The sequence below is a fragment of the Salinivirga sp. genome (assembly GCF_035268865.1).
Lineage (GTDB): Bacteria > Bacteroidota > Bacteroidia > Bacteroidales > Salinivirgaceae > Salinivirga.
In genome coordinates, this window is sequence record NZ_DATFKB010000179.1 from 1 (window position 1) to 4947 (window position 4947).

Annotated in this window: 3 protein-coding genes and 1 pseudogene; 2 read left to right on the top strand and 2 right to left on the bottom strand. The window is 38.6% G+C overall.

The annotated features are described in order from the left end of the window. The coding region (locus VJ937_RS10825) for a DUF5106 domain-containing protein (RefSeq protein WP_324066975.1) at window positions 1-1076 on the bottom strand (1076 nt) is incomplete at its 3' end. A gap of 29 nt (window positions 1077-1105) precedes the next feature. Here VJ937_RS10825 and VJ937_RS10830 point away from each other — a divergent pair. Beyond that, entirely contained in the window at window positions 1106-2854 is a 1749-nt protein-coding gene (locus tag VJ937_RS10830; protein WP_324066977.1) for a hybrid sensor histidine kinase/response regulator, read from the top strand. Between the two features lies 1 nt (window position 2855). Here VJ937_RS10830 and VJ937_RS10835 read toward each other — a convergent pair whose 3' ends face one another. After that, window positions 2856-3359, bottom strand: a complete 504-nt coding sequence (locus VJ937_RS10835) for a tetratricopeptide repeat protein (RefSeq protein ID WP_324066980.1) — start codon at window positions 3357-3359, stop codon at window positions 2856-2858. Between the two features lie 163 nt (window positions 3360-3522). On the opposite strand from VJ937_RS10835, the pseudogene VJ937_RS10840 reads away from it, so the two are divergent. Then, window positions 3523-4947, top strand: a pseudogene (locus tag VJ937_RS10840) (hypothetical protein); the annotation flags it as partial.

Sequence of the window (4947 nt, forward strand, 5' to 3'; positions counted from 1 at the left end):
TATTTAGCCTCCACATCATGCAAAGGATAAAAATATCCTTCAATAGACTGTGCTTTATCAAGTTTAGGGGCTTTGTTACCAATGAGGTTTGGTTTTAACTTTTGCACCCGCTCTCGCAATTTATCCAAATATTCATCAGATACCCAGTGAGCCCGGCCATTTAGATAGTAATTTTCAGCCAGATGAACCATAACCTGATCAAAACCCATATATTTTGTTTGTGCATATTTGTTAAAAACAAAAGCCAGTGTGTATTGAAAGTATTCCGGTTTATTTTCAAGTTTTTTAAGCAGTCGATCTGCCGCTGCTATGGCCGAGTCGGGTCTTCTGATGACTACCCGGTCAAAATAGTATTTTAACTTGCGATGGTAAACCGGTGAATAAAGTAACTGATTGTCGCTAAAATCAATATAATCAAAAAAGTGGTTCTTGTAGTAATTATATTGAAACAGACTGTCTTTTGGCTGACCATTTTCATTTTGAGGAGCTTCAGGCACCTGAACTTCCGACAGGGCACTTAACATTTTATCGAGAAAAGAGTCAGGATAATTGTTTTTAATGCGTTCCCATTCTGATTTCACCTGTTTATTTAAATCATTGAGCTGCTTTTTTATGGCCTGGTTGCCCGGATCATCTTTCATGGCCTGACGCAAATTATTAGACTCCTGATTTCGATCAATCATAAATAATTGATAATCAATAAATTGTTTGTTTATATCTGAACCTTTAATTTCCATGTTTTGAATATATTCCTGGGCATTCGCTCCATTGTCAGTTTCAATGGCAAACACCTGGTCTTCAGGCATTATAAATTCAAAATAGGAGCGATCGGGGAATATACAAAGGTATAAACCCTGGGGAAACAGAGTATCGGCCTTTAATGTTGCCACTCCGTTGATGTTAAGTTGCAGCGTATCATCTACCAAAGTATTTTCTCCATAATGGTGCGCAATGATCAGTTCTTCGTTTTCTAATCCATTTATTTTGAACTCAATATTAACCTTTTGCGCCATTGATGCTGTAAGAGCAATTAATAAACTCACTAACAATAGATGGAATTTTAACAATAATTTCATACTTTTAGGCTTTATTTTGTGATACAAATATGACACATTCAGAAGACAAAAATAATTTTTTCGATGATAATTTTGGTGAAAGCTCGCTTTCAACCAAAGAACTTTTTGATACATTACAATGGAGTGTGCTTCAGCATGAGGTAATTGCAGAAATTATTCCATTATTAAGTAAAGACAGTGAAATTTCATCAGAAAACATAAAAGAGTCGCTCAAAAAGATTGTGACCGTATCGGGAGAACCTGTCGCTATCTATAAAATTGACACTACACAATCGCAATTCATACAAAAGGGAAAATATTGTGAGCAACATGAGGATCAAAATGCACTATTCCCGGACGATATGCAATATAAGACCGATGAGAATATCATTAAACTCCTGCGGTCAACACATGTTATACACCTTACTGATAATACACCAGATACACAACCTTTACAAAATTATTTTGCCAGGCATTTTGATCTAAATGATGGAACCTGGTGGATTTTTCCGGTACAAATAAAAGACAAGGTTTATGGTTTGCTGGTCGTACGTAATCCAAATCTGAACACGGTTAATAACCTATTATTCTCTTTTTATAAAAGTGTTGCACTTGTTTTTGCCCAGGCATTCGACCGTGTAGCTGTAATTGCGGCCAATAAAGATATGTTAACCAGGGTTGATAAGGCCAACCAACTAAAAACAGCCTTTTTAACCAATATTTCCCACGAAGTGCGGACACCGGTGAATTCTATTGTGGGTTTTAGCGACCTGCTTGCTGATCCTGACCTCACCATTGATGAACGGGAGGAGTTTATAAACCTGATCACACAGAGTTCCAGGAATTTGGTAAGAATGTTTGACAATATTATTGATGCCAGTAAATTACGCAGTGAACAAATGCGCTTCAGACAGGAGTGGAAAAATGTAAATACCATATTAAATGAACTGGAAACTGATGTTGATGAAAAGCAGTCTGCAACACATACAGACAAGGTATTTATACAGTTCGATAAATTAAAAGAAAATCGGCAGACTGATGTTTATGTGGATGTATTTCGCTTGAAACAGGTGATTAATATATTACTTGAAAATGCCCAGGAGCACACCACAGAGGGGTATATTGAGATAGGTGCAAATCTTGAAAAAGATGACTTGGTGTTTTTCGTAAAAGACTCCGGAAAAGGAATTGATAAGGATAAGCAAAGTGAAATTTTTAATCTATTTGAGAGCGAAGAGCATGCATTTACTTTTGAAAGCGGAGGATCAGGTCTTGGATTAAGCATTGCCAAAGAGATGATTGAGCAAATGGGAGGAACTTTATGGTTTGATTCAGAACTGAATAAAGGGACTACTTTTTATTTAAACTTTCCAGACCGCTTTTTCAAAGTGAAAAAGGCAGAAGGTAAAAAAGAGGAGGATAGCTCCGACAATTGGAGCACTAAAAGCATTCTGATAGCAGAAGATGTGGAGTTTAACTATATTTTCTTACGTGAAATAATTGCACCAACAGGTGCTAATGTTATTTGGGCCAAAAATGGCGTGGAGGCATGTCAGGCTGTTGATGAAAACCCTGATATTGACCTGATTCTTATGGATTTGCAAATGCCCGAAATGAATGGTTATGAAGCCGCCGCATACATCAAGGATAAAAAACCACATATCCCCATCATAGCTCAAACAGCTTTCATGATGGCCAATGAAGATGAGAAATGTTTTAAAATAGGGTGTAACGATTTTTTATCGAAGCCAATAAGGCCACGGCAACTCCTGAAAACAATAGGGAAACACTTCAAATAAATTACTTACAGTACTTATCGAGGCTGTGTTTGGCTTCGCTGCTGCCCTTACGTTTTGCTTTTTTATAATAACGGCAAGCTCCTTTTATGTCACCCTGGCGCCTTAATATTTGCGCTTTTACGAGTAAATAGTCCCGCTGATTATTTTCAAATTCCAAAGCCTTATTGCTAAAAGATAAAGCTTTTTCAAGTTGTGATTTCTGCATGTACAAATTGGCAAGCATATAATACGCCCTGTGATAGCCAGGTCTGGCTGATAAAATATGCTGGTACAACGTTATACTTTTGTCCAGTTGACCTGCTTGTGTTAGACAAAAAGCCAATTGTAATTTTGCATTCAGGTTTTCAGGATGATTTTGACTGTAGGTATTTAAAAATGGTATAGCTTTTTCAAATTTCTGTTGGCTTATTAATTGCATACTATAATCAAGCAAAGTATCGTTCTCTTGTGCGTAAGAAGCACAAAGGATAAAAGCGAAGCAAATGAGCGTTAAATATTTTTTCATATTCGGCAAATTTTAGCTTTTTTTGTTAGGCATAAGATATAAAATTATGCTGAAATATTAAATGGGTAGAAACACCGTTTTATTAAACTGCAGATTTTTGCTGATTTGTCACAATTAATTGAAAAATTATTAAGCTGTGGCTTTTATAGATAAAAAAGAATTCATGAACATTAAATACATCTTCATTAGCTTACTATTTTTCCTGCCATCTTTATTGGTTGGCCAGGAAGATATTTTTATTGTTTTTGGTAAATTAAAGGTAAAGGGGGGCGATGAAGAAAAATCTACCATTATGCTCACAGAAAACGGCAATCAGATCAAAGAAGTTCAACCTCCACGTAATGGTAAATTTGAGTTTGAGCTCGATTATGACAAAAATTATATTCTTACGTTCAAGCGGAGGGGTTATATCACAAAAAAAATTCAGGTAAACACTAAAGTACCTGCCGCTGCGAAAAACGATCCGATGTTGTTTCCCTTCAGACCCTATGAATTTCGTGTTACACTCGAAGAACAAAATGATGATAATATAGTGGTTTTTAATCAACCCGTAGGACGTATTAAATACGACCCTTCAATTCGTGACTTTGGTTACGATATGGACTATTCAAAATCAATACAATCTAAAATAGCCCAGCAAGAAAAGGAAAAGAAACAGGAACAGGCCGAAGAGAAAAAAGCACAGGAGAAAGCAGAACAAGCAGCAGCAGAGATAGAAGCTAAGCGGCTGGCTCAAAAGGAAAAAGAACGTCGTGCTGCAGAGAAGCGTGCACAGCGACTGGCAAGAGAAAAAGCCCGTGCCGATAGTTTAAAGCGCATTGAAGCAGAGCAAAAAAGAAAAGACTCTATAGCACGGGCACGCAAAATTGCACGTCAAAAAGCCCAGGCCGACAGCCTAAAACAAGCACAGGCAGAACAAAGGAGGCAGGACTCAATAGCAGAAGCCAAAAGAATTGCCGAAGATCGAGAGCGGAGACTTGCAGCAGAAAAACGCAGGCAAGACAGTATACAAAAGGCTAAAGAAGAAGCAGAAAAACGGAGGTTGGCTGAGCTTGAACGTAAACGTAAAGAAGAAGCAGAGCGCAAGCGCCAGGAAGCTATTGAGCGCGCACAGAAGTTGGCTAAGGAGAAAGCCCGGGCCGATAGCATCAAAAGAGTTGAAGCCGAACAGCGTCGTCAGGACAGTATAAACCGGGCCAGAAAGTTGGCACGGGAAAAAGCACGGGCAGATAGTCTTAAGCAAGCGCAGGCGGAGCAGAGAAGACAGGATTCTATTGCCCAGGCCAAACGCGCTGCAGAGGCTCGTAAAGCAAAGCTTGCAGAGCTTAAACGCAGACAAGACAGTATACAAAAAGTAAAAGAAGCTGCAGAAATGCGCAGGCAAAAAGAAATAGAACAAAAACGTAAAGAAGAAGCCGAGCAAAAACGTGAAGAAGCCATTAAACGTACCCGGAAGTTGGCACGTGAAAAAGCCCGCTCCGATAGTTTACTGAAAGCCCAGGAAGCGCAGCGGCGCAAAGACTCTATTGCAGAGGCCAAACGTGTAGCTGAAGCCCGTGAGGCAAAGCTGGCTGAGATTAAAAGTCGG

Coding starts and splice junctions, on each gene's coding strand:
- VJ937_RS10830 (WP_324066977.1), top strand. CDS start 1,106: ATGACACATTCAGAAGACAAAAATAATTTTTTCGATGATAATTTTGGT.
- VJ937_RS10835 (WP_324066980.1), bottom strand. CDS start 3,359: ATGAAAAAATATTTAACGCTCATTTGCTTCGCTTTTATCCTTTGTGCT.